Source organism: Ohtaekwangia kribbensis, assembly GCF_042676245.1.
Classification (GTDB): Bacteria; Bacteroidota; Bacteroidia; order Cytophagales; family Cyclobacteriaceae; genus Ohtaekwangia; species Ohtaekwangia kribbensis.
The window spans coordinates 610,729-630,979 of the sequence record NZ_JBHTKA010000008.1; the positions used below are offsets into that span (position 1 = coordinate 610,729).

18 protein-coding genes are annotated in these 20,251 nt (G+C 42.5%); 9 read left to right on the top strand and 9 right to left on the bottom strand.

All coding sequences use genetic code 11. The annotated features are described in order from the left end of the window. Positions 1 to 132: 132 nt before the first annotated feature. On the bottom strand, positions 133 to 336 hold the full coding sequence (locus ACFQ21_RS23605; RefSeq protein WP_377583329.1) for a DUF2905 domain-containing protein: 204 nt from the start codon (positions 334 to 336) through the stop codon (positions 133 to 135). A gap of 85 nt (positions 337 to 421) precedes the next feature. Here ACFQ21_RS23605 and ACFQ21_RS23610 point away from each other — a divergent pair, with 85 nt between their 5' ends. Together ACFQ21_RS23610 and metK are read left to right on the top strand one after the other, a co-directional pair. After that, positions 422 to 1,132, top strand: coding sequence for an SAM-dependent methyltransferase (locus ACFQ21_RS23610; RefSeq protein WP_377583331.1), 711 nt, complete (start codon positions 422 to 424; stop codon positions 1,130 to 1,132). 89 nt (positions 1,133 to 1,221) lie between these two features. Next, positions 1,222 to 2,478, top strand: coding sequence for a methionine adenosyltransferase (metK, locus tag ACFQ21_RS23615; RefSeq protein ID WP_377583333.1), 1,257 nt, complete (start codon positions 1,222 to 1,224; stop codon positions 2,476 to 2,478). Positions 2,479 to 2,537: 59 nt separating this feature from the next. Here the strand turns inward: metK and ACFQ21_RS23620 are convergent, their stop codons facing one another. Next, the gene (locus ACFQ21_RS23620; protein ID WP_377583335.1) at positions 2,538 to 3,392 is read right to left on the bottom strand and encodes a lysophospholipid acyltransferase family protein; all 855 of its coding nucleotides are present in this window, start codon (positions 3,390 to 3,392) and stop codon (positions 2,538 to 2,540) included. A 98-nt stretch (positions 3,393 to 3,490) separates the two neighbouring features. On the opposite strand from ACFQ21_RS23620, the gene ACFQ21_RS23625 reads away from it, so the two are divergent. After that, the gene (locus ACFQ21_RS23625) at positions 3,491 to 4,300 is read left to right on the top strand and encodes an SDR family oxidoreductase (RefSeq protein ID WP_377583337.1); all 810 of its coding nucleotides are present in this window, start codon (positions 3,491 to 3,493) and stop codon (positions 4,298 to 4,300) included. A gap of 3 nt (positions 4,301 to 4,303) precedes the next feature. On the opposite strand, the gene ACFQ21_RS23630 is transcribed toward ACFQ21_RS23625, so the two are convergent. After that, positions 4,304 to 6,214, bottom strand: a complete 1,911-nt coding sequence (locus ACFQ21_RS23630; RefSeq protein WP_377583339.1) for a DUF3857 domain-containing transglutaminase family protein — start codon at positions 6,212 to 6,214, stop codon at positions 4,304 to 4,306. A 13-nt stretch (positions 6,215 to 6,227) separates the two neighbouring features. Continuing rightward, a complete protein-coding gene (locus ACFQ21_RS23635; protein ID WP_377583341.1) occupies positions 6,228 to 8,168 on the bottom strand; it encodes a DUF3857 domain-containing protein in 1,941 nt (646 codons plus the stop codon). Between the two features lie 120 nt (positions 8,169 to 8,288). On the opposite strand from ACFQ21_RS23635, the gene radA reads away from it, so the two are divergent. Both radA and ACFQ21_RS23645 read left to right on the top strand, forming a co-directional pair. Beyond that, on the top strand, positions 8,289 to 9,662 hold the full coding sequence (gene radA, locus ACFQ21_RS23640; RefSeq protein ID WP_377583343.1) for a DNA repair protein RadA: 1,374 nt from the start codon (positions 8,289 to 8,291) through the stop codon (positions 9,660 to 9,662). 48 nt (positions 9,663 to 9,710) lie between these two features. Beyond that, a complete protein-coding gene (locus ACFQ21_RS23645) occupies positions 9,711 to 10,601 on the top strand; it encodes a UbiA family prenyltransferase (RefSeq protein WP_377583345.1) in 891 nt (296 codons plus the stop codon). 14 nt (positions 10,602 to 10,615) lie between these two features. Here the strand turns inward: ACFQ21_RS23645 and ACFQ21_RS23650 are convergent, their stop codons facing one another. Both ACFQ21_RS23650 and ACFQ21_RS23655 read right to left on the bottom strand, forming a co-directional pair. After that, entirely contained in the window at positions 10,616 to 11,638 is a 1,023-nt protein-coding gene (locus ACFQ21_RS23650) for a sugar phosphate isomerase/epimerase family protein (RefSeq protein ID WP_377583347.1), read from the bottom strand. A gap of 113 nt (positions 11,639 to 11,751) precedes the next feature. Continuing rightward, on the bottom strand, positions 11,752 to 12,870 hold the full coding sequence (locus ACFQ21_RS23655; protein ID WP_377583349.1) for an NAD(P)/FAD-dependent oxidoreductase: 1,119 nt from the start codon (positions 12,868 to 12,870) through the stop codon (positions 11,752 to 11,754). Positions 12,871 to 13,004: 134 nt separating this feature from the next. On the opposite strand from ACFQ21_RS23655, the gene ACFQ21_RS23660 reads away from it, so the two are divergent. Then, entirely contained in the window at positions 13,005 to 13,475 is a 471-nt protein-coding gene (locus ACFQ21_RS23660) for a hypothetical protein (RefSeq protein ID WP_377583351.1), read from the top strand. A gap of 3 nt (positions 13,476 to 13,478) precedes the next feature. Here the strand turns inward: ACFQ21_RS23660 and ACFQ21_RS23665 are convergent, their stop codons facing one another. Beyond that, positions 13,479 to 14,711 (bottom strand): pepsin/retropepsin-like aspartic protease family protein, encoded by a 1,233-nt coding sequence (locus ACFQ21_RS23665; protein ID WP_377583353.1) that lies wholly within the window; start codon positions 14,709 to 14,711, stop codon positions 13,479 to 13,481. Positions 14,712 to 14,768: 57 nt separating this feature from the next. Continuing rightward, positions 14,769 to 15,311, bottom strand: coding sequence for an LOG family protein (locus tag ACFQ21_RS23670; RefSeq protein ID WP_377583355.1), 543 nt, complete (start codon positions 15,309 to 15,311; stop codon positions 14,769 to 14,771). A 272-nt stretch (positions 15,312 to 15,583) separates the two neighbouring features. Here ACFQ21_RS23670 and ACFQ21_RS23675 point away from each other — a divergent pair, with 272 nt between their 5' ends. Beyond that, positions 15,584 to 16,138: a DUF2911 domain-containing protein gene (locus ACFQ21_RS23675; RefSeq protein ID WP_377583357.1), complete on the top strand. Its 555-nt coding sequence runs from the start codon at positions 15,584 to 15,586 to the stop codon at positions 16,136 to 16,138. A gap of 287 nt (positions 16,139 to 16,425) precedes the next feature. On the opposite strand, the gene ACFQ21_RS23680 is transcribed toward ACFQ21_RS23675, so the two are convergent. Beyond that, the gene (locus ACFQ21_RS23680) at positions 16,426 to 17,973 is read right to left on the bottom strand and encodes a hypothetical protein (RefSeq protein WP_377583359.1); all 1,548 of its coding nucleotides are present in this window, start codon (positions 17,971 to 17,973) and stop codon (positions 16,426 to 16,428) included. Positions 17,974 to 18,272: 299 nt separating this feature from the next. Here ACFQ21_RS23680 and ACFQ21_RS23685 point away from each other — a divergent pair, with 299 nt between their 5' ends. Then, complete coding sequence (locus tag ACFQ21_RS23685) at positions 18,273 to 19,016, top strand: 1-(5-phosphoribosyl)-5-[(5-phosphoribosylamino)methylideneamino]imidazole-4-carboxamide isomerase (protein ID WP_377583361.1); 744 nt, start codon at positions 18,273 to 18,275, stop codon at positions 19,014 to 19,016. A 62-nt stretch (positions 19,017 to 19,078) separates the two neighbouring features. Next, a complete protein-coding gene (locus tag ACFQ21_RS23690) occupies positions 19,079 to 20,245 on the top strand; it encodes an AIR synthase related protein (protein WP_377583363.1) in 1,167 nt (388 codons plus the stop codon). Positions 20,246 to 20,251 lie beyond the last annotated feature (6 nt).

Consider the following 20,251-nt stretch of genomic DNA (forward strand, 5'->3'; position numbering starts at 1 on the left):
AAAGAAAGTAGGAAAAAATATGTTCTAACCTGCTTCACAAAAACTAAACCCTGAAATTCGTAAATATTGATTAAATAAACTAAGGCTTGCAGAAGCTAAACGCTTAACGACATGTTACCGTACGAAAGATGCTTAATTTTTCCACTGATTGATAAAGTACAGCACCAATGAGACAATGATGCTAAGTAGTATACTCGTCATAACAGGAAAATAAAAGCTGAAATTCTCCCGTTCAATACGAATATCACCTGGCAGCTTTCCAAGGTGCGGTATCTTGTTGCTATAGGTTACAAGTATACCGGCCACGATAAAAATTGCACCAATTATGATAAGCATTTTGCCCATTGCTTCTTTTTCTTGCCGAAATTTAGCACGAATTAAAACTGCTTGCATCAGCTCTTTGCTGAATTCATTTTAGTAAATGCCTACAGGAAAATTATACCTCATACCAACGGTAATCGCAGAAGAAACACAGCACGCTGTTATTCCTCCTCATATTCGGGAGGCGCTTCCTTCGATTCAACATTTTTTAGCAGAAGATGTACGAACTGCCAGGCGATACCTGAGTAGTTTAAAAGTATATCCGTCTATCGAACCGCTGAAGTTTGAAGTCCTCAACAAAGACACAAAGCCTGAAAGTCTCAAAACGTTCTTTCAGCCTATAACTGAAGGAAAGGATATAGGTGTGCTCTCTGAATCGGGTTGTCCGGGTGTGGCAGATCCCGGGGCGCTTGCTGTAAAGTATGCACATGAGAATGACATCCACGTGGTTCCGTTAGTGGGTCCATCATCATTATTGCTCGCGTTAATGGCTTCCGGGCTCAACGGACAGCGATTTGCCTTTCACGGATACCTGCCGATTGATGGTAAAGATGCAGCTGCAGTTATCAGAACATTCGAGAAAGAATCACACACCAAAAATCAAACACAGATTTTTATTGAAACACCTTATCGTAATAATTCCATCATGACTACGCTTCTTAAAAATCTTCAAGACAATACACTGCTATGTGTAGCGGTAAACGTTACCGGGGAAGACGAACGGATAAAGACACTGCCGGTTAAAAAGTGGAAGACGATGAAAACAGAGTTTCCGAAAAGCCCGGCGGTGTTTTTGTTTCTGGCTCAGTAAACACTATTGAAATGCTGGAGTTTGGGGTTTACACTTTTCAATCTAAATTTGACGCTGCAAAATTGTACTAATCAATAAAATAATTTCATATGCCTTATCTATTCACCTCTGAGTCGGTATCCGAAGGCCATCCCGACAAAGTCGCTGACCAAATCTCTGATGCTCTTATCGATTACTTCCTGGCCTACGATCCATCTTCTAAAGTTGCATGTGAAACACTTGTTACTACCGGACAAGTTGTACTGGCTGGCGAGGTGAAATCTGAAGCCTACCTGGATGTGCAAGACATAGCACGCGAAGTAATCCGCAAGATCGGATATACCAAGAGCGAGTATATGTTCGAAGCAAACTCCTGCGGTATACTCTCGGCTATTCACGAGCAATCGCCTGATATCAACCAGGGTGTTGTGCGTAGAAAGAAAGAAGACCAAGGCGCTGGCGATCAGGGTATGATGTTCGGTTATGCCACTAACGAAACCGACAACTACATGCCGCTTCCATTGGAGCTTGCTCACATGCTATTACGCGAACTTTCTGCCATCCGTAAAGAAGGTAAAGTAATGACATACCTGCGCCCGGATGCAAAATCGCAGGTTACAATTGAATATAGCGATGATAACAAACCTGAGCGTATCGATACCATTGTAGTATCTACACAGCACGATGACTTCGATAAAGATGCCAAGATGTTGAAGAAGATCGAAGATGATATCATCAACATCGTTATCCCACGCATTACTAAAAAACTTCCGAAGCGTGTTCAGAAGCTTTTCGGAAATGACATCAAGTATCATATTAACCCTACAGGTAAATTTGTTATCGGTGGACCACACGGTGATACAGGTTTGACTGGTCGAAAGATTATTGTTGATACCTATGGCGGTAAAGGTGCCCACGGTGGTGGCGCATTCTCTGGTAAAGATCCTTCGAAAGTAGATCGTTCTGCAGCGTATGCTACACGCCACATCGCTAAAAACCTGGTGGCGGCTGGTCTTTGTGACGAAGTTCTTGTACAGGTAGCTTATGCTATTGGTGTTGCTCAACCGGTTGGTTTGTATGTAAACACCTACGGCACTTCTAAAGTAAAAGAAAGCGATGGCGAAATCGCGAAGCGTGTTGCCAAGATATTCGACATGCGTCCTTACTTTATCGAACAACGCTTTAGCCTACGCACCCCTATATATGCAGAAACTGCTGCTTACGGACACATGGGTCGCGAATCAAAAGTTGTTGACAAAATCTTCAACAAGGGTAAGGCTAACGAGAAGAAAGTGAAAGTTGAGTTGTTCCCATGGGAAAAACTTGATCACGTTGACCAGGTGAAAAAAGCATTCAAACTTGCTTAATGCATTTGTGAAACTTTGATAAAAAAGAAAGGCGGTGAGAAATCATCGCCTTTTGTTTTCTAGTTCTTTTTCAAATGCCGGGTCTTCCAACGATTATGCGACCATAACCAACCGGAAGGATTCTCATAGATTATTTTTTCAACCGCCTTGATATAGTTTTCAATCAGTGTAAAGTCTTCTTTGGCATGAGGAGGCTCCGCTATATTCACAAAGGACGCTTCGTAATAACCGCGCTTTATTTTTCGAACCTGCGCATATACCACCGGGTATTGTGTAAGCACTGCAATTTGATGTGCTCCCAGAAAAAACACTGTATCCTGATTAAGAAAGCGGGTTTGATATTTTTTATCCTTTTTAAGTCCGGGATATTGATCGCTTACAATAGCGATGCCGCGAAGTATATCTTTTCGTCTGATGAGCTCACGGGCAACATCCGATCGTTTTATAGGATGTGCGCCAAAACGCGTACGGCACAGTAACGAGAATCGATTAAAGAACTCACTGCTCTGTTGCTGGTATACAAAATCAACAGGTACAGGCAGATTAAAATTACCGGAAGAAAGCAGCCATTCCCAGTTGAACTGGTGAGATGAAAGAATAAGTACCGACTGATTTTGTTGTTTATACTTTTCAATGGCGCTAACATCTCTGAAAAGCATTCGCCTGGCTAATTCTTCTTTTCGAATGGAATAAAGCTTTAGTGTCTCAACTCCATAATCACACAGGTTGACATAGAATTGCTTTTCAATTTTTTTAAGCTCCTGTTCTGTTTTATCAGGAAAAGAATTCCGCAGATTTTTCTGTACCATCTTTCTCCGGTAGCCTACAACACGATAGGTAATAAAGAAAAGGAAATCAGAAATAGCATACAGTACACCAAAAGGTAATCGCGATAATAGACTGATTACAAACATTGAAAGTAAAGTTCTCGTGGCAAGTTAAGAATTCAGTAATTCAGTCTCCTCTTCATGGCGCTATATCTCATTGTGCTCAGTAATTTTTATTTTGCAGCATGAAAAATAAGGTTGTCATCATTACCGGGGGATCTTCCGGTATCGGAAAAGCAATGGCTGAAAAATTCGGACGTGAAGGGTCTAAAATTCTTATCACCGGCCGAAACAAAGAGGAGCTTGCAAAAGCAACGGAAGAACTTCGTCAAAACGGAATTACTGTTCAATCATTTCAGGCCGATGTTAGTGTGGAGGAAGACAACCGTAAAATGGCAGAAGAAGCTATCAAACATTACGGAACTATAGATGTATTGATCAATAACGCAGGTATTTCCATGCGCGCACTCTTTTCAGAAGTTGATATAGCTGTTGTGAAAAAAGTAATGGATATCAATTTTTACGGTGTGCTATACGCTACTAAATATTGCCTTCCGGAAATCACCAAGAACAACGGCTCGATTGTGGGTATATCTTCCATTGCCGGCTTTCGCGGTTTGCCCGGGCGCACCGGATATTCTGCGTCTAAATTTGCGCTGAACGGTTTTCTGGAAGTATTGCGCACCGAACTTTTAAAAACAGGAGTACATGTGTTAACAGCATGCCCTGGATTTACGGCCTCTAACATTCGGAAGCGGTCGTTAACAAAAGACGGAAGTCAGCAGGGAGAGTCGCCACGGCAGGAAGAAAAAATGATGACGGCCGAAGAATGTGCCGAACATATATACAACGCTACGGTTAAACGCAAACGTACCCTGGTCTTAACGACACAGGGTAAGCTTGCAGTATTTCTAAATAAGTGGTTGCCAGGACTGGCAGATAAGATGGTCTACAACGTAATGGCGAAGGAAGCCAACGCTCCCATCCGTAAATAACCTTTACGTTTTACTCATAAACACCAGTTTGGTGTTGTCCGCTTTATTGATGTTACGATAAAATTCGGTGAGCTCTTTGTAGGTCTCTGCCGGATACTCGCCTTTGTTCATTCGCACTCTGCGAATGTATAGAAGACTGCCCTGATCAACTGTGAACGTTGATTCATACTCACCAAAGCGCGATTTTACTTTTGCAGGCTCCGGCAAAAACTCAGGATATATACCTTCTGGTAAATGATAGCGAACGGTATCAAGATCGGTATAGGCCGTACGTAACACTACGTTCGTCTTGCGCGATTCCAGTTTCTCCGGAATATAGGTTGATCGGTTCATCAGGTTGGGCGTCAGAAATATTCGTTTGCCACTTACCGTTGCAAAACGCTTCAGTGTAAGATCAAGGTTAACCACGGCAGCCGGAATCTTGTCTTTATGATTCGTCATGTTAAAATTCACGATGTCGAAAGCTGGTATTTCGGTGTTATCCTGCACCCATTCTTTCTGATCATCATATTTACCATTCACAATGAAGTTGAGATCACCGTTTTCGTATTGAAGACCGCGATAGGTCGTTTTAACTTTTGCTTTGGCATCTCCGGTTAGTTCTACAAAGACATCTGCTGTACGTGATTGTGTGTTTTGGTCGGCAGTATATACCGGGGTTCTGATAAGTTTTCCTCCGTTCTCGGTGATCATCAATGCATGGCGACCACCGGTAAAGCTTCCCATATAGCCAAATGGGTTTGTCTGACTCGTACATTCCAGCCACAACGTATCTTTCTTATCAGGAACTGCTACAATAGCATGATTGAATTGTGAGCTCGGGAAATTTATATCGATATCCGGAGAGTCTTCGCCTGCACGAATAAGTATATAATTTGCTTTCACACCTGCAGCATCCAGCATAGATACCATATAATTTGAAAGTGCTTTGCAATCGCCATAACCGTTTTGCTCCACGACCGATGCGGCAAAAGGCTGGTAGCCACCTATACCAAGCTGAATACTTACGTAGCGGGTTTTACCCTGCAGATATTCGTAAAGTATACGCACTTTCTCTTCCGTTGTAGCAGCATTCTTTGTCAGCTCCTGAACTTTCTTTTTAGTGGCTTCCGGCAAAACATTTTTATCCTTATTGAGCAGCGTTATCCACTTTCCGAAATTTTCCCACGAGTCCATTCTACCAGCATAATTATCAAACTCAAAAGCCTGTGGTGCTGTTGAAATGTTTGGAATTATCTGATCGAGATCTGGACTTAAGCGCTCAAATTTTGCCGGTTTAACGTTTTCAAAATTCCACTCCAGTACTTCTCTTCCATCCAGACTGAACGTTTTCGGCTCCTGGATTTTAAAAAGTTTATAACGTGGTTTCAGAGCAACGGGATAGGCCAAGGTATATTTCGACTTCTGGATCGAGATCTCGTCATCTTCATATAAACGAAAGTCCGGTATAAAGAACAGACACTTTTGTTCTGTCTCATATTCAAACTCAACGGTATATGGGTATGTGCCTTGCGACAGGTCAGCTCTTTTCAAGCGATTATCACTATAAAGGGAGAAGCCATCAAAAGCGCTCTGGTCATATATATCACTTTGCTTTAATTTTTTGATGACGTTACCGGCAGCATCATACGCAACACCCTTGAATGATTTTACAACATTGAACTTATCGTAACCGATAACTTCCTTGCCATAACTTTTAGCGTTGGAGTTAAGAATGGTAATGACAACGCGATAATACGTAGTAGAGCTGCTAACCGAATTAATTTCGAATCTCAATTCCTGCTCGCGTATAACGGCATACATACCCGTCTTCATATCTTCCGGTATAGCGCTTACCGGGTACTTTGGATCTTCTTTGGCAAAAACAGCTGCACACGAAAACAGAACTAAAAGCAACGATACAATTCTTTTCATAGAGGTATATCTCTTATTTACGTTTTAACACAATCTGTTCAGATTGCTTGGCAACAACTTGGTTATAGAACTCACGGAGGTGCGGGTATTCATCTTGTAAAAACAGCGCCTTGTTGATTTGCAGCATGCTGATTACGTTGAGTACATTGCCCGTTTGCGAAATGTTATAGCTGAATTTGGCTGCGTTGCCTGGCAATACAATGACTTTTGGTTTTGGAAGTTCATCTACCGCATATCCTTCCGGTAAAACAATTTTACACATATAGGTTCTGTCTGCCGGACTACCAAAGTCAACCGGGTATTCACGCTTCTCGTGCTTGAATATATTTTCCTTTACTTGTGAAGTAACGTAGGGGTTCAGATATATAACATTACCAGCCAGTGTGCAGTGTTCGCTGATGATGAGCTCGTGAAGTTGTTTCGCGTTTTGATCTATCTCCTTCAGATTTTGGAATTCGCTCTTCTGAATTTCCCACGTTTTATCTTCCAGGAATTTTTTCAGATAGTCCGTCTCGCCTTTTGCAAAGTAATCTTTACGAACACGGTGTGCATCGTATCCATCAAAAGTATAATTCACCTTACCGGTTAGTTCGCCAGACTCTTTCAAAACAAGATCACTGCTTACGACAGTCTTAGATTTTGCCTTCGCATCCAGGCTAATCCAGCCGTGATTTATTTTAGATATAACAAGACCTTGCCCATTCAGGCATCGTTCCGGTAGTATACCTATTGGTAAATATTTGTCTGTTGCGTCAAGCAATAAGCGTTTGTCTCCAATTTTCACAGTACAGATCACATAGTTAAACTGTTCTTCCATCGGATACGTCTCGCGAACAAAACCGTGGTCACGGGTACTAAGCAGCATCATCTCTACCGGAAGATCTGCTTTATCCAACATGGCACCTAATAGCAGATTAATATCTGCAGTTGTTCCTTTCTTACTTTCAAATACCTTCTTAAGATTATCGGTATACTTGTCTTTCACGCCATCCCACTCCATGTTATTGCGTACGTAGCTAAAAATCGCTGCAGCTTTTTGTTGTGGGTCCGTAACTCCTGTCGTGATCTCTTCTACTTTTTTCTTGAGGAAGTTTGATCCGGAAATAGCTTTACCGAAACTTTCACTTTCCAGCAACACCGTATTGAGCTTTGACCATGTACCCATGATTTCTCTTACCGGCTGACCAGGAAAACTGATGTGCGATAAGGCCAGATTGATCTTTGAAACATAGTCATCTTCACACGTCATGAATGGTTCTTCTTTAAAGGCTGGTACATCTTTCGATATCCAGTGGTGTGCCTGAATCTGGAAGTCAGAATTGGCTTTATTCTTTATCTCGTATGATGTAGGCGCTATATATCCCTGCATATACTTTTCGAAGAAGAAAAATTCCGGAAACATCGCCCAGTACTCACTCCAGCGAACCGGGATGTCGTATTGAAACTGCCAGTTCGGGAAGTTGGAAAGAAATTCAGATGTAACGGTATAGGAATATTCTATAACAGAACCTTCCTTTACATTCGGCAATGTAAATTTCTGAAGGTTGATATTGCGATTAAACTTCTCTTTGAAGATACCGTCCTTCGACATGTCGGTTTCAACAATTTTACCATTTTCAAGGTTGTAAGTTGTTGCTTTCAGTTTTGTTACGCGTTCTTCGGCAGAACCCGAATGGTATAGGGGTATACCGGCATCGGCCCAACTCATACCTTCTTTCGTAAGAATTTTGATACGAACGTGTCGTTCAAAAACGAGCGAAGCATTTATGGCGGTAACCGAAACATAGGCTTCGCCATAATCTACGAGCATCACAGCAGCGGCAGATGAATCCTTATCGTAGACCTTCATCTTCAGGTCTTCCAACGGGATGTCGCCAAATTTAACAGGAGATTTCTGCGCACAGACTATATGCACAGAGAGGGTGGCCATGAGGCCAAGCATTAAAGCTCTCATAAACAACAAAGGCAGGTTAGTTAGATTTATTTGTTCCGTAAGTATAAAAAAAATTAGTGCAACTTTATCGATTCTTTTTGCAGCTTCGGGCTGCGTTTAACACTTAACTATTTATTCAAATTGGCGAAAGCGAAAACAACCTACTTCTGTCAGAGCTGCGGGTACGAATCTGCCAAGTGGCTTGGCAAGTGTCCATCGTGCAGTGCATGGAATACGTTTGCTGAAGAATTAGTAACCAAGGAAGAGAGCAACAAGAATGAGTGGCGACAGGAATCTTCGCGCGCCAAGTCAATAAAGGCAAAAGCGCTATCTGAAATTGAAGCAACAGCCGAAGCGCGCATCCATGCCGGAGATGATGAGTTGAACCGCGTATTGGGCGGAGGCATTGTTCCCGGTTCGCTCGTGTTGATTGGTGGCGAACCCGGCATCGGTAAATCAACACTCATGTTACAGGTAGGGTTACAACTGAAATCGCTTCGTGTACTCTATGTATCCGGTGAAGAAAGTGAGCAACAAATCAAGATGCGGGCCGACCGCCTTGGCAACTCTTCCAAAGGTTTTTATATACTTACCGAGACCAATACCAAGAATATATTTCTGGCAATCGAATCGCTGCAACCCCAACTGGTTATTATCGATTCGATACAAACTTTATACTCTCCGCTGATGGATTCCGCTGCGGGAAGTATAGGACAAGTCCGGCAATGTGCCGCTGAACTCATGAAGTTTGCCAAAGAAACAGAGACCCCTGTTTTTCTGATAGGCCACATTACTAAAGATGGCATGCTGGCAGGTCCGAAAGTATTAGAACACATGGTCGATACCGTTTTGCAATTTGAAGGCGACAGACATTTAGCCTATAGAATTTTGCGTACAACCAAGAACCGTTTCGGCTCTACTTCTGAAATAGGAATTTATGAAATGCTGGGCACAGGACTTCGTGAAGTTACCAACCCATCGGAAATTTTAATTTCACAGAAAGACGGACAACTGAGTGGTGTTACCATTGGCGCAACGATAGAAGGAAACAGACCTTTACTGATCGAGATACAATCGCTGGTGAGCCCGGCATCATACGGTACGCCACAACGCACCCCTACCGGTTTTGATCAGAAGCGATTGAACATGTTGCTGGCCGTACTTGAAAAACGTTGTGGCTTTCGCATGGGTACGCAAGATGTATTTTTAAATATGGCGGGCGGTATAAAAGTAGAAGATCCTGCTATCGATCTCGCAATCTGTATTTCCATTATATCCTCCATGGAAGAAATTCCAGTGTCTGATAAAATATGTTTTGCAGCAGAGATCGGGCTGGGAGGAGAGCTTCGTGCAGTCAACCGGATCGAGCAACGTATTTCAGAATCGGAAAAACTTGGATTTGAAGAGATCTATATTTCCAAGTTCAATCAAAAATCAATAGACCTGAAGAAGACTAATATACAGGTAAAGTCGTTTGGCAAATTAACCGAAGTCTTTCAGGAGCTATTCGGTTAGTTTTACTTCAAGTAACAAAGAGATATTCACTATATATTTTCAACAATTATGTTTTCGCGTTCAGCCTGGCTTCACTTACGTATACCGTTCTCGTACTACCTGATGCCGGTATTTTTTTTCAGTCTGGCTATCTCGCCTAACATCAGTGTGAATCCGTTGATCTGGACCTTTCTTATTATACACCTGTTCCTGTATCCGGCCAGCAATGGCTATAACAGCTACTTCGATAAAGATGAAAAGAGTATTGGTGGATTGAAGAATCCTCCCAAAGTAACAAAAGGACTATATTATCTTTCGTTACTGTTTGATGTTATCGCGCTGGTGTTGGCTGTTGTTAATATCTCTATTGTATTTGCCGTGCTCATTTTCGTTTACGGTTTAATTTCCAAAGCCTATAGTCACCCTGCTATACGCCTTAAAAAATATCCAATCGGAGGATGGTTAACAGTCGGTTTGTTTCAGGGACTGTTTGCATTTGTGATGTGCTATGTTGGCATCAATCGCTTTCCGTTGGAGAATGCACTAAGGGCTTCTGTAATTATACCTGGACTCTTGAGCAGTGCGATGTTGTTGGGAACGTATCCCATGACACAAGTATATCAACACGAAGAGGATTCCAAGCGTGGAGATAAAACATTTAGTTTGATGCTAGGTGTACGCGGAACGTTTCTTTTTGTGGGCGCTTTGTTCGCTGTGGTTACGATCGGATATATACTGTATTTCAATGCATTCTTTGTGAATGACTATAGCGTGTCATTTGTAGCGGCTTTATTTCCCGTAATGATCTTCTTTTTATACTGGTTCATTCGCGTTATAAAAGATGAGACAAAGGCGAACCATAAAAACACTATGTGGCTGAATTTTATTTCAGCCACATGTTTAAATATATTCTTTATATACCTGCTGCTGGATTCAACCCAGCTTTGGCAGATGTTCTGACAGTGTATATCGTGTTACGCTATAGCGCCTGCTTTCTCCAGTAGCGCTTTGGTTGCACGTATACCTTCGTCTTCGCTAAGGGTTTGTCCTTCATACTCTATGCCAATATAGCCGGTATAACCTGCAGCTTTTACAATGGGCAGCATGCGGGTGTAATCCGTATCGGTACAATTACCCTGGGCATCAAACTCATGTGTTTTAGCGCTTACACCTTTGGCATATTGCATAAGCTCCTGTACGCCTTTATAGCGATCGTACTCTTCGAGGCATTTTGTTTTCGCCCAGGCTTCCGGAGTATTCGATTCAGGTTTTGTACGGTTAATACAGAAATTACCGAAATCTGGTAACGTACCGCAGTTATCCATTTGCGTGCCGGCAATAACACTGCTCAGCCATTGACCATCCGAAGAAAAACCTCCGTGGTTTTCAACTATAACATTTATACCTACACCCTTAGCAAATTCAGAAAGCTGACGCAGTCCTTCCGTTGCAGCTTTGGCAACATCTTCGCGTTTACCTTCACCCGCAGCATTAACACGAATGGAGTGGCAACCTAAAAACTTCGCGGCCTCCACCCATTTATAATGATTTTCAACCGCCTGTTTCCGTTTTTTCACATCAGCATCACCAAGCTCACCTTCACCATCACACATGATCAATACACTGGTTACACCGAGATCATCACAACGCTTTTTCAGATCAGCCAGGTATGCCTGATCTTTCGCTTTGTCTTTAAAAAACTGATTTACATATTCCACGGCAGATATACCGAAGTCATTTTTAGCTTTCGCAGGAAAATCGAGGTTCGTTAATTTTCCATCGAAAAGTGATTTATGCAGCGACCATTCGGCCAACGAAATTTTAAAGAACAGCTCTTTCGGAGCCGCAGGCGTAACGGCTGTTGTATCAGCCGTTGCCTGCTGATCACCGGAAGGTTTACTTCCGCAGGAAGATAGAAAAGAAGCTCCGGCTGTTGCGCCAACCGTGATGAGTCCGAGGGAACGTAAAAATGATCTGCGATTCGTTTCTTGATTCATGGTTGTATGATGGTTGATTATAAGGGAAGATAACAATTGATTCCTGAAAAATTACCTATAACTCAACCAACATTTAGTATCGCTCAACTAACGGTAAATTTGTCTTATGAAAGTCAGAACACCTTTCCATGGGTGTTGCGCATAATGATTCGCGCCAGCGGCTTTACATGAATCGCGAGATTTATAGCCACGTTGGAAGCCCATTCATTACCAAACAGATTCTGAATCTGCCGGCCGGCCCACAGTCGCGTTGCAAAATTTTTCCTCCACTGATATGTATAAGTCTTCTCAAGTTCTTCTCTTGAGAAATGCTCATCGGTACAATACCTTTCTACAAGCTCACTTACAATTTTAGAAGCATGTATGGCCATAGCCATACCGTTGCCGCACAGCGGTGTAATCATACCCGCAGCATCACCGGCCATGAGTATATTGTTTTGAACCGGAGACTTCGTTTCGAAAGAGATCTCGTTGATCACTTCGGGTTTATCAAAAAGAAAATCGGCATTGGTAAAAACAGATTTCAATAACGGGTTTGTAAAAAGCACCGCTTCTTCCATATCGCGAATGTTCTTATACTTCTTCACATTATCGCGATGTGTTAAATAGCAAAGATTGGTTTTGCCATCCTCTACATTACTCATGCCGCAATAGCCGCCCGGAAAATTATGGAGTGCTATAAGATCAGCAGGGTGATCTGTTTTGATGTGATACTTTATGCCAACGTAAGGTGAACGCTTTTGTATGAACGAACGGTTAAGCTGAACATCGAGCCTGGAGCGTTTACCAAATGAACCGATAACAACATCGGCTGCTATATTTCCCCGCGAAGTACTAATATCAAATTTATTCTCACGCTCGTGAAATATTATATTTTCGGCTTCGGTGTGAAGCCAGAACCCGGCACCTGATGCCTGCGCTTTCTTAAATAAAAATTCATCCAATATATAGCGGCTCAGGCCGAAGCCTCCGAGATCAAGCGGCAGTTTTTCATATTTACCACTGGTAGCTGAAAGTAAAAAATTACGAATGTGCGGTGGTGAAAATTCTTCCGGAAAAAGATCAAGCGACTTAAGAAATGGAATTGTTTCGTTCGAAATATACTCTCCGCAAACACGGTGAAAGGGGTATACCTTTTTTTCAATAACATGAACATGAAGTCCTTTTCGCGAAAGGATAATGGCTGATACAAGACCAGCAAGCCCGCCACCAATGATTACTATTTTTTTCAATTCCAGATCAGTATTTCCGTATTTGAGAATTCCGGATGAAAATTAGTACGTATACGCACAAAAAATAGCACCGGAATAAATCTTGTTGAGTAACCTTTTACGTTAATATACTGTTACATTACACAGTTGGCAATATGACTACGAAAGACACCTCTACATCTGAACCCATGCACGTATTACTGGTTGGGAATAACCCGATCGAGTTAAGTGCTGTCCTTAAAAAGCTGCAGGACGTGCGTGGTTTTAAAATTGTTACCGAGATTGCGTTCGATGTGAAAAGCATTATGGAACGCCTGATCCGTTTCAATCCAAACTTTATTCTGATTGACGATAACCTCGGCAAGACAGAATTAAAGGAAACCATCAACACACTTTCCAGCAACGCCAAGACAAAAGATATACCCATCACCGTGCTGAAGAATTCAAATTACCATGAATCACTCACGGCTAACAGCATACTTGATTTTCTGTTAAAGAAAAATCTTTCCTCAGATGCGATCTACAATACGTTGAAGAATTCACTCCGCTTTAAAAGAACACAGCTTTACTTATACCAGGTGTATCAGAAAAGAAAGGATTTTATATTGAAGCTGTCACACGGATAATTTTCAGATCTGATCTTCCAGCAAAAATTCCTTGCGCATACGCTGACCTTTTCGCTCGATCTCTAAACGTATTTTTTTATTAGGCTTACTGTTGAAAAAGCTGTTCAGGTGATTCAGTGTGAGTATTTGTGTTGTTATACCATTTATACTGGTAATAATATCGCCAGCCATAACACCGGCTCTGTCGGCAACTGAAAGTTTGCGTACTTCTGTTACTTCAAAAACATTTAGTTGCGAGCCTTTTGCTTTCACAATAAGCCCACTCAGGTTATAGTGAAATCCTTTTTTAAAGGCTGCGTTCTTTTTGATATATATTTCTTCCTGCGGAAAATTGAAGATAATGGTAAAGCGACTCATAATCTCGCCACCGACAGCTCCGTTACGAAACACATTACCAATCTTTATACTATCGGAATAACTGTTGGGATCGGGAAAATTAGCGATCGCGTTATTCAATTTGTAGGTTCCAAACTCGATGGATTTGATCCGACCTACCTTACCAACAATCTCACCTCCAAGTCCACGGCCGATAACACTGCTCACAACATGTGCGGGCACCGTAATTCGCTGATCCGTTGCCGGGTCGAGCATTAACCCGTGACTTGCACCAGAATCCATGAGTAACTTTGCATTCATATTCGTCCCATCCTGAAAGGAGATCGGTGTGATAATATAGGGCTTGGTGTCTTCAATCTTCATCGGTATAGTTTGAAACTTCCGTGATTTTCTAAATCGGTCGGGAGTAGTGCAGGTAAGCACTTTCTTTTCGTAATCGATCTGTACTATAAAACGGCTAAACAATTCATAGCCTAATATCCCATGCACATCCGTGCCAAGATAATTTCTGAGTTCAAGGTAATCTTCTTCAAGTACCAACATGGCGTGACCACGACCTTGTATACCCGGAAGATCGAGTGTGACGTTGTTGGTGACGTAAGCATCTACAAGTTTTTCTCCACCGGGTCCGGATATAGTATATTTGCGTGAATAGGGTAAATTAAGAATATCCGTAAATGTTTTTTGCGTAAGGATGGCGGTGCGTACTCCTGTATCCAGTATAAATTTCAGCGGGAGTGTTTTGTTTAACACTACAGGAACCACCACCAGGTTATTATAGATCTCGATGGGCATTTGAACCTTCTTCTGACCCGGAGGAAGAGAGAAGCCCAATGTTTGAGCGGAGAGATTACCAACACAAGCAATGACAAGGACGAAGACCTGAATTATACGCACCATACAAACGTGTGAACCGTATTCGGTTATACGTCAAGATAAGTCAAAATGTGCGAATGTTTATTGATTTTCTCTCTGGATCGATGAGAGAAGTTTTTCAGGAGAGTGCTCGATCAAAAGAAAGTCGAGGTTGGAAGCCCGAAGAAAACCGGCATCCACCATTTTATGCATCTGGTCTACCAGCGTTTTGAAAAAATCTGCTGTGTTCAGTAATGCGATAGGTTGCGTGATGAGATCGAGTTGTCGCCAGGTGAGTATCTCCGCAAGTTCATCAAGTGTGCCCCAGCCACCTGGCATGGCTATAAATGCATCTGAAAGATCAGCCATTCTTTTTTTGCGTTCGTGCATCGAGCCCACTACTTCGAGTTTCGATACACCACGATGCCCGACTTCACGCTGAAGTAAAAAGTCTGGTATCACACCAATCACTTCACCACCATTTTGCAGAACAGAATCGGCAATGACACCCATGAGCCCAACATTGCCGCCACCATATACCAAGGTGTGACCTTGTGCGGCCATTAAAGCGCCTAACTCTTTAGCAGCGGCTTCATAGATCGGACTATGACCTAATGAAGAGCCGCAGAAAACACAAATGTTCATGGGTTGGGTAAGAAAGCCCGGGAGGGAGCCTTCTTAGAATTTGTTGTCGTGTTTGTTTTTGCTCACCTGTTTGTTCGGAAAGATCCAGGGAGAAACGATGGCTAAAACAAATAATGTGATTACCACGTAAAAAGGCCACCAAGATGCTACGTCCATAACTTTGATATTTTTTTAGGACCGTAAAAATAGGTTCTAGGACAGTATTTTGTATCAGAAGATTGAAAAATTGTTTTGAATAACGATCTTGTCGGCGAGGCCACCTTAACGTAAGTATGAAAAAGTTTTTGATTTTTACCGGAATAGCAATTGTTGTTCTCATTCTGCTGGGCCGGGTTACGATGTACTATATGAAGAAACAGACCAAATCTTTCAGTCCTGAAGAAGAGGTGGTTTTTAATGATAAAGACCTGACTGTTAAAGTTTTCTACAATCGCCCGTATAAAAAGGAACGTGAAATCTTTGGCGCCCTGGTGCCTTATGGTGTTGTGTGGCGCACCGGAGCCAACGAAGCTACAACTTTTGAAACATCGAAAGACCTCCGCTTTGAAGGAAAGGTTTTGAAGAGCGGAAAGTATTCTCTGTGGACAATTCCAGGCGAAGAAACGTGGACCATAATTCTAAATTCTGAATTCGGACAATGGGGTGTTAATTCCGGAGGTGAAGCCAACCGCGATCCCGCGCGTGATGTGCTGAAGATTGATGTCCATGCCGTGAAGCAAGACAGACTCTTTGAACAATTTACCATCGCTTTTGAAAAAGTAGGCGGGGATGCCGAAATGGTTTTGATATGGGACAAGACCCTGGTGGCTGTTCCATTTTCGTATTAGAATTTTAGTTCTCAGAATCTTTACTAATGGCGCTGGAGTACGAAGTATAGTATCAGCGAGATAAGTGCCAGAGAAAATATAGTATAAAGCTATATATTGTTTCGGAAGCTCCATCACAGGCAATGGCCATCGCAATTGCATGAAGTACCGAACAGAGAGAATGTAGAACCGTGTTTGCCAGCCCGAAAGCATTGAAGGCAATAAACGCTGTAAGAATTAAAAAAGAGCGGCTATCGATGTACTGATAACCGCTCTTTTTATTTTTTTGTCGTAGCAGCTTTGTATTTTTAACGGACTACAGCCTTCACTGTAAGCTTTCTGTTTTCCGGAGTAACAGCCGGAATTGCATTTACGAAGTAGCGGAAGTTTTTAGAGTCTGCTCCCTGCGAAACAACATAATCAATCAATGCCTGCGCCTGCGCGCGCGTTCTGTCATTGTGGTAGGTGTTTCGTACAACAACGGTATCGACATTATTCACTATGGTGTGTACAGAATCAACAATAAGTTCAGTAAGATCAGCCGAAGATTTTATCGTATCTTCTTCATAGCCGCTTAGTAAAACCTGTATCTCAAATTTCAACGATGGGTTTGCTTTAGCAACACGCACCAGTCTCTTTAACTCCGATTCTGCCGATGGATCGGGTATAGCTGAGTTGGGTTTAAATGAAACATTGAGCGGCACTTCGTCACCAGGTTGAAGTTGTTTCAATGTTATATTTACTTTCTCTTTCTGCGGAATTTTATCACTGGTAAGATCGAACGTTCTGGAGAAGAAAGATATATTGCTTTGCTCCGGATCTACCGACATTTCATAACGGGTACCCTCCAATAAAAAAACCGAGTATACTCCATTCGCATTTGGCCGACCGCTATAAACACGCTTCTTGGTATTTATATCTGTAATGGAAATATAAGCTGGTATAGCAGCACCAGTGTTGTCTGTCACCTTGCCTTCCACCATCATTAAACCGCGCGGCTTGATCTCGGCAGGAATCAGGAACTCTGTTATCTCTGAATTTTTTCGGGCACCGGGCGCTTCTTTCAACAGGTATCTTCCCAATGCTGCTACGCTTACATATTGATCATCCTTTTCAGTGTTTACAAAATCCATTGCCACAGGATTTGACCACGTGCCGTTTCTGAGTTTGGATATATATAAATCCATTCCTCCTTTGTTCGGAGTAATTTTATCCGATGAAAAGATGAGCGTTTCGCCATCGGCCATAATTCGAGGCGTTTGTGAATTACCCGTGTTGATAGTAGCGGGTAATTCCAGAGGCTCTTCCCATTGACCATTTGATTTTTTCTTCGACACAAAAATTTTACAACCGCTCGCTTTACTTTGATCCATCTTGTCGCAGCGCATAAAATATATAGTGTTGCCATCGCCTGTAAAGGAAGGTGCTCCGTCATTGCTCTTTGAATTTATAGGAAGCATGAGGTTTTCCGGCTGACTCCAGGTGCTGCCGGTAAGCTCAGAAGAAAAAATATCGTAGCCCCCTATAACAGGCGATTTCGCACAGGTAAAATATAGTTTCTTGCCATCCGCACTGAGTGCATATCCTTTAAAAAAATTAAGACGCGTATTCAGGTGCTTCGGTAAATCAACAGGTTCCTTCCAGTCTGACTCGCGGGAAGTATATAAAATGTTAAGCCCACCATCCTGACCGTTGTTGGCAACGAATAACAGTGCGTTACCATCCAGACTGATAAACGGAGTGGAAACATCTAGTGACGGGTGATTAATAATACTTGGCATTCTGCGGACTTTCGCCTGGCCCAGTGCGCTGAAGGCAACACTCGCCAGTGCTAGCAACACAGTAATTTTTCTCATATAGGTTTTCATGTAGTTACTAAAATTAGTGAAAAGCACGCGAAGCTTTTACATTACCCCTTATAGGGAAAAAGTTATGGCCCGCTGATTTGCACAGATACCCGCAGAATTATTCCAAAATAAAGCGCGCGAAGCACGGATTTTTTTCGCCCTGCGGGGAAACAGCAGCTACAAATAACACAAAGCCCATGCGGCTTGTAAAGCAAATTCGTTGCCGTGAATAATTTTCAGTTTTTCAGCTACCTCAAGGGTTTTTCAGCTTTGCATCGTAACTTGGCTCCTCAGAAAATCCAGTATAAATGATCCAGGTAATCCCATCTATTGCCATTCGGAAAGGAAAGGTCGTAAAGATGCGCAAAGGCGATCCGACCAGTGAAAAAGCCTATAACGAAAACCCGCTTGATCTGGCCAAGCGCTTTGCAGATCATGGTATAGAAGTAGTGCACCTGGTAGATCTGGATGGTGCCGAGAAAGGTTCGCCTGTTAACTGGGCTGTATTGGAAACCATCTCCGGGTATACTGATCTCAAAATCGATTTTACCGGAGGTATATCTACCGATGGAGACATTAGCAAAGCATATGAGTTTGGCGCAGACTATATAACTGCCGCCAGTATAGCCGTAACAAATCCGGAGTTGTTTGCTTCCTGGATTATATCGTACGGTCGCGAAAAAATAACACTGGGTGCCGATGTTGTAGATCGCAATTCAAAAGAGTTACTCTTCCGCGGATGGCAGCGTAAAACGCAGACTAAACTTTTCGAGCAGCTTGAATTTTTCTATTCACGCGGATTAAAATATGTAAAGTCTACGGATGTTTCGCGCGATGGTGTTCTGGAAGGACCTGCGTTTGATTACTACCAGGAGATCATCAATACTTTTCCGGAGATCTGTGTACTCGCCAGTGGTGGTGTTCGCGGTGTTGATGACATCAAGCGTCTGAATGACATGGGTGTATTTGCTGTAATTTTTGGCAAAGCATATTATGAAGGCGTACTCAACCTGAAAGACCTTGAGCAATTCCTGGTCAAGAAAGAACTTTAATATATACTCTTAACCGGAAGATCTTTTTATGAAAGATCTTCTTTTACTTTATCGATATTCCATTGAACTCCGATCGCTATAATCAGCGGGGCGTTTCGGCCTCCAAAGAAGATGTTCACCAGGCCATCAGCAAACTGGACAAAGGTCTTTTTCCGAAAGCTTTCTGCAAGATCGTGCCCGACTATTTAGGACATGATGAAAATTTTTGCACCGTAATGCATGCCGATGGTGCGGGTACAAAATCATCGCTGGCCTATGTATACTGGAGAGAAACAGGCGACCTTTCTGTATGGAAAGGCATAGCACAGGATGCCATCATCATGAATATAGATGACTTGCTGTGTGTGGGTGCTACTGAAAATATACTCCTCTCATCAACCATTGGTCGTAATAAAAGTCTTATACCCGGAGAAGTAATTGCAGCCGTCATTAACGGAACGGAAGAAGTTCTGGAGATGCTGCGCAGTCACGGACTTAACATCGTCAGCACGGGTGGCGAGACTGCCGATCTTGGTGATCTTGTTAAAACCATTGTAGTAGATAGCACAGTTGTTTCGCGCATGAAGCGAAGCGATGTTATTGACAACAGTAAAATTCAGGGTGGTGATGTTATTGTCGGTTTGGCTTCGTACGGACAAACTAGCTACGAATCTTCCTATAACGGTGGTATGGGTAGCAATGGTCTTACCTCCGCGCGCCACGATGTTTTTCATAAGGAGTACGCAGTTAAATACCCGGAGTCGTACGACAACAATATTATGGCAGACCTGGTATATGGCGGCACGTGCCGAATGACAGACAAAGTTGAGGGGTCTCCACTGGATGCTGGTAAACTTGTGCTTTCACCAACGCGTACTTACGCACCGGTAATTATTGAAGTACTGAAAGACCTGCGATCAAAAATTCACGGCATGGTACATTGCAGTGGTGGTGCACAAACCAAAGTGTTACACTTTGTTGATAATGTACACGTGATAAAAGATAATCTCTTCCCTATACCTCCGCTGTTCAAGCTTATTCAGAAGCAGAGTAAAACAGACTGGAAAGAAATGTATAAGGTATTTAACATGGGCCATCGCATGGAGCTATACCTGGAAGAAAAGTACGCTCAATCTGTTATTGATATAGCACGAAGCTATCAGGTAGACGCGAAAATTATCGGTCGGGTAGAAGCATCAGATAGCAAGAAGGTTACTGTGAAAAGCGAAGCTGGCGAGTTCAGCTATTGAGACATG